Source organism: Enterorhabdus sp. P55 (assembly GCF_009911695.1).
Taxonomy (GTDB): domain Bacteria; phylum Actinomycetota; class Coriobacteriia; order Coriobacteriales; family Eggerthellaceae; genus Enterorhabdus.
The window spans coordinates 1-5,314 of sequence record NZ_QWKK01000129.1 but is presented as its reverse complement, the minus strand read 5'-3'; the positions used below and the strand labels follow the sequence as shown (position 1 = coordinate 5,314).

The 5,314-nt window shown below is 70.9% G+C and carries 3 protein-coding genes; all 3 read left to right on the top strand.

The annotated features are described in order from the left end of the window. Positions 1-604: 604 nt before the first annotated feature. The 3 genes from D1643_RS09585 (at position 605) to D1643_RS09575 (ending at position 4,844) form a co-directional block, all read left to right on the top strand. Positions 605-1,258 (top strand): cytochrome c3 family protein, encoded by a 654-nt coding sequence (locus D1643_RS09585; RefSeq protein WP_160710410.1) that lies wholly within the window; start codon positions 605-607, stop codon positions 1,256-1,258. Then, on the top strand, positions 1,248-2,975 hold the full coding sequence (locus D1643_RS09580; protein WP_160710409.1) for an FAD-binding protein: 1,728 nt from the start codon (positions 1,248-1,250) through the stop codon (positions 2,973-2,975). Before D1643_RS09585 ends, D1643_RS09580 begins: the two co-directional genes overlap by 11 nt. Before the next feature lie 435 nt (positions 2,976-3,410). Further along, positions 3,411-4,844, top strand: a complete 1,434-nt coding sequence (locus D1643_RS09575; RefSeq protein WP_160710408.1) for a helix-turn-helix transcriptional regulator — start codon at positions 3,411-3,413, stop codon at positions 4,842-4,844. Positions 4,845-5,314 lie beyond the last annotated feature (470 nt).

The following is a 5,314-nucleotide window of genomic DNA, read 5'->3' as shown; positions in this document are numbered from 1 at the left end:
CGCGCAGGCGGGGGCGAGCGGTGTTGCGCGGTGGGACGGGTGCGCAGGCGGGGGCGAGCGGTGTTGCGCGGTGGGACGGGTGCGCAGGCGAGCGACGTCGCGCGGTGGATCGGGCGCGCGACGGGGCGGCAGGCGGCGGGCCGGGGGGCGCCGGGCGGTGTCGCGAGCGGATCGCGCGATGGGCCGGGAAACGCGAGCGGATCAGAGGGGGATGTCAGCGTGAGGCGCCGTTTTCGCCAAAAAGCGAGGTTGTGCGCCGCGAAGCCCGCCTCCATGGAGTCCCACGAAAGTTATCCGCGGTTTTTCCAGGAAGAACGGCGAGCAACCACGCTGCCGCGCCGCCGCACCCCTTCCCCACCAGCGCACAGCCTCGCTTTTTGGCGAAAACGGCGGCGAAAAACGGATGGCGTAACGGCGCCCCGCCCATTCCGTTGCCGACCGAGTCATCTGGGCGCGCCGCCTCGCACAGCCAGCGTCAAATTCTTCTCACTCGCTCTCCACCTGGGGTTTTGCCGATTTTACCCCGATAGGGTAATAGCCGGGGAGCCACGCGCGGGCGTACAGTCGGGCCAGCGTCTCTCAAGCAAGCGAACAAGGAGGAGAAATGACAGACGAACAGGGAGGAACACCCTCCACGGACGCCGCGACAGGCGCCGCGGCCTCTGGCGCACCGACGCCTGCACCGGCGCCCAAGCGGTCGCGGCGGCGCACGTGGACGGCCGTGGGCATCGTGGCCGCCGTCATCGTGGTGGCGGGCGCGGGCTTCTGGGTGTGGCATGAGCAGCCGAGCTTCTGCAACGCCATCTGCCACAGCCCCATGGACTACTACGTGGAAACCTACGACGCGGGCGACCCGCACCTGGGCATCACCGCCCATGCGGCCGACGGGGTGACCTGCCTCAAGTGCCACGAGGCCGAGTTGACCACGCAGGTCTCCGAGGCCATGGCGTGGGCGTCGGACAACTACCCGATGACCGAGGACGGCACCAAGCTGGCCACCGGGAAGGAGTTCGCCACGGAGCAGTTCTGCGCCAAGAGCGGCTGCCACCACGAGCTGGGCGAGAGCTATGACGAGATCACGGCCAACCTGTGGGGCTTCGCCGGCAACGACGAGAAGTACAACCCCCACGCGAGCCATCAGGACCTGGCCCTGGAATGCGGCGACTGCCACGGCATCCACGAGGCCAACGTGCTCACGTGCAACGAGTGCCACGATCTGAACATGCCCGAGGGATGGGAGGCCCCCAGTGAGCAGTAACGGATTCTCGCGCCGCAGCTTCCTGCAAGGCGCCGGGCTGGCGGCCCTGGGCGCGCTCGGCGCCGGCACGCTGGCCGGCTGCGGAAAGGGCTACGCCGCGCCCGAGCCGGCCAGCCGGCGCACCGGTGACTTCGGCGGGCCGTCCTGGCTAGGCGCGCCGCCCGTCATCGACGAAGCGGACATCGCCGAGACCATCGACACCGAGGTGCTGGTGGTGGGCGTGGGCACCGGCGGCATCCCGGCCATGATATCGGCGGCCGAGAACGGCGCGCGCGTGCTCGGCATCGACCGCCAGGGCGAGCCGAAGAACGTCCGCGAGGACATCGGCGCCATCGACTCGCGCCTGCAGCAGGCCTCCTTCGAGGAGTTCCCGCAGTTCCGCATCGACAAGATGGAGGCGATGGAGGACATCGTCCGCTACGCCAACGGCTTCGTGAACTACGACCTGGTGAAGCTGTGGGCCAACGAGTCCGGCGCCATGGTGGACTGGCTCACCGACATCATCGAGCGTGACGGCAAGATGGTCATGGAGTTCGAGGGCGGCGTGGGCAACATCGACGACCCGGGCCGCGACAAGGCCTTCGCCACCGGCCACAGCCCCCAGCTCACCGCGGCGGGCCAGGCCGACGAGGCGTGGGGCTTCGCCGAGTCCATCCTCGCCTACGCCGCCGAGCAGGGCGCCGAGGTGCGCTGGTACACCGAGTTCGTCAGGTGCGAGCAGGACGCCGGCGGGCGCGTGACCGGCGTCATCGCCCGCGAGGTGAAGGGCGAGCGCCGCTACCTGCGCATCAACGCGTCAAAGGGCGTGATCCTGTCCACCGGCGGCTACGGCAACAACCTGGAGATGATGGAGGATCGCCAGGCCTGGAACCAGAAGATCCGCATCGCGGCCCCCGGCTCCGGCGGCAACCCCACCGGCGACGGCATCAAGGCGGCCCTGTGGCTGGGCGCCACCATGGACCCGCTCGGCGCGGCATGCACCTTCAACCGCGCCTGCGTGAAGCCCGACCAGACCGCCGGCGACGGCGTGGTGGGCCGCTGGTTCTGGTTCGGCGAGCAGCCGTTCCTCAAGCTCAACCTCAAGGGGAAGCGCTTCTGCAACGAGTCCGGCCCCTACGACTACATGCTGCACTCCACCATCATGCAGCCACACCAGACCTACGTGGACATCTGGGACGCCAACCACGCCGCCCAGGCCGAGGCCATGGACGAGGTGGGCTGCTGCCGGCTGTTCCCCTTCGACAACGGGGCGAAGAACAACATCCCCATGAAGGTGGTCGACGGCATGATCGACAAGCTCATCGAGGACGGCTACGTGCAGAAGGCCGACACCATGGAGGAGCTGGCCGAGAAGCTGAACCTGCCCGTGGAGGCCACGGTGGCGTCGTGGACGCGCTACAACGAGATGGCCGCAGCCGGCCGCGACGAGGACTACCACAAGGAGCCCCACCGCCTCATGGCCATCGACACGCCGCCCTTCTACGGCGTGCGCACGGGCGCCTGGTTCCTGGCGACGCTTGACGGCGTGACCATCGACACGAACATGCACCCCTGCGACGAGAACGGCGATCCCATCGAGGGCCTGTACCTGACCGGCAACGACTCGGGCGGCTTCTTCAGCGTGAGCTATCCGAACCTGCTGACCGGCCTGGCCTGCGGGCGCACGATGACCTTCGGGCGGCGCGCAGGCATGCTGGCCGCCACCGGGCAGGCGTAGCCCCGACGGGCAGGCACGCGGCGGACTCGGCCGCGCCAGGCCAGGCCGGCCGCGAGGGGCGGCCTCGGCGTGCACGATGACCCGCGCGCCGAGGCCGCCCCTCGGCGCCCGCCCTCGCGGCATCCCGCGACACAGGCGGACGTCCGCCCCCCCGAGCATCCCGCCACCCCTCCCGGCGGGGCGTTTTTTGCTGCATGCGGAGGGGACGTGTGGCACGCAGCGCGCCCAGGGCGCCGAGGGCGCACCGGGCAGAGGGAGGCACGCTCGCCGGATCGGGCGACGGCCGAGCCGGCGGGGATGCGAGGGGCGCTCACGTGCGAGGGGGGGGGCGATGGCGACGCATCCGACCACCGCCGACGTCGATCCACGACGCCCCTCCGATGACGCGAGGGCCTACAATAGAAGGCAGGCGACGGACAGCGAGAGGAGGCTGGCATGGCGAACGACGAGAAGCGACGCACGGCCGACGGCGATGGCGCAGGCATGAACGAGGCCGTGCTGGCCGCCGCCGCGCTCGCCCTCCTGGTGGCCTCGACCTCCTTCATGAACACGGCGGTGTTTCCGCTGTTCGACCCCATCTTCACCCATGCGCGCGACTTCTCCGTGAGCGCTACGGCCCTAGCGCTCATGGCGCTGGGCTTCGTGGCCTACCGCGCGCCGCGCCTGCTGACGCCCGCGAGCTTCATCGCGGGCACCTTCGCGTTTCTGGCAGCCGGAGCCGGCGTCATGCTGGCGGGCCTGATCTTCTCCCACCCGGCGACGCTCACCCTGGGCGCCTGCCTGGTGGGCGTGGGACGCGCAGGCGCCACGGTGCTGACGGGCCTGGCGCTCGCGCGGCTGAGATTGCGCTTCGTGGCCCTGGGGATCAGCGCGGCCTACGGGCTGCAGCTGGCCACCGGCGTCTTGGCCGGCGCGGTTCCGGCCGCCGTAGGGGTCGGCGCCTTCCTGCTGTGTCCCGTGGCGGCCGCAGCGCTGACCGAGCGGCCGGCGCGCATCGTGCTCGAGCACAGCCACGGCCGGGAGGCGCCGCACGACTTGGCCGTCACCAGGCCTTCGTCGTTTCTGTCCCCCTTCTCCACGCTGTTCGTGTGCCTGCTGCTGTTTCACGTGGCCTTCGGGTTCGCGCTGCGCTTCGACGAGGTAGGCGGCGTGCCCCGCGCAAGCGCCCTGGAGGCGCTCCCGGCGCTGGCCGTGGGTGCCTGGGTGCTGCTGACGCGGCGCCCCTTCCCCGCCGACCTGCTGGCCCAGGTCTCCGCCCTCATCGTGATAGCCGGCTTCTTCCTGGCCTCGGATGGCAGCGCCTCCTTCACGCGCGGGGCCGTCACGCTGCTGTCGGCCGGCAACAGCCTCTTCGACATGACCGCCTGGATGGCGCTTGTGGCCATCGCCGAGCGCAATCCGCTGGGCGCGGCCACTACCATCGCCTGGGGGCGCGGGTTGTCGAGCCTGGGGTCGGTGCTGGGCGCGGCGGCGGGAACCGGCGTGAACCACGCTATCGGGGCCGACGGTCACCTGGTGTTTCTCGTGGTGGGCACGCTCATGCTCGTGTTCGCCGCCTACGCGCTCATCGGGCTCAAGCGCTTCACCTTCACCGGCGCCATCGAGGGCATCCAGCCCGTGGGCGAGCGCGACGCAGCGACTTCCCCCGCCGAGCGACTCGAGACGCGCTGCGGTGAGCTGGCCGCCGAGTTCGGGCTCACGCCGCGCGAGGCCGAGGTGTTCGCCATGCTCGCGCGCGGGCGCAACCGCGAGTACATCGAGGAGGCGCTGGTCGTATCGCGCAACACGGTGAAGGCGCACGTCAAGCACATCTACGCCAAGCTGGGGATCCACTCCCATCAAGAGCTGATCGATCTGGTGGAGGCATAGGACGCGACAAGGCGGCAGGGGCGCGGGCGGGCACCGAGGCCGAGGATCGCGCTGGGGCCACAGGACCCGACTTCGCGAACGAAGCGGGGCAGAGCGAGCCGGATTGCGGTACGCGCGGGAGGAGGCGAAGGCGGGGCGCTGGGGAGCGAAGGCGGCAGGACGCTGAAGCGTGGAAAGGCGGACTCTCAGCGCTGCGAGTTCGGGGGCCTGAGCCCGGTACAGCATGCGGCCGAGTTCGTCGCGCCTGCGCGCTTGGCACCCCCGCGCGATCGTTGTCCGCACTCGCCGCCCCCGCACGTTCGCAGCCTCTCGCGCTCGCCGTTCCCGCACGGCGGCCGCATTACGCACGCCGCCGTGACCGTCGCCCCTCGCGCATTCGCCCCCCCGACCGGCGACCCGCGGGTTCGCCCCCCCCGACCGGAGACCCGCAGGCTCACCCCCCGCCCTCGACCGGAGACCCGCAGGCTCAC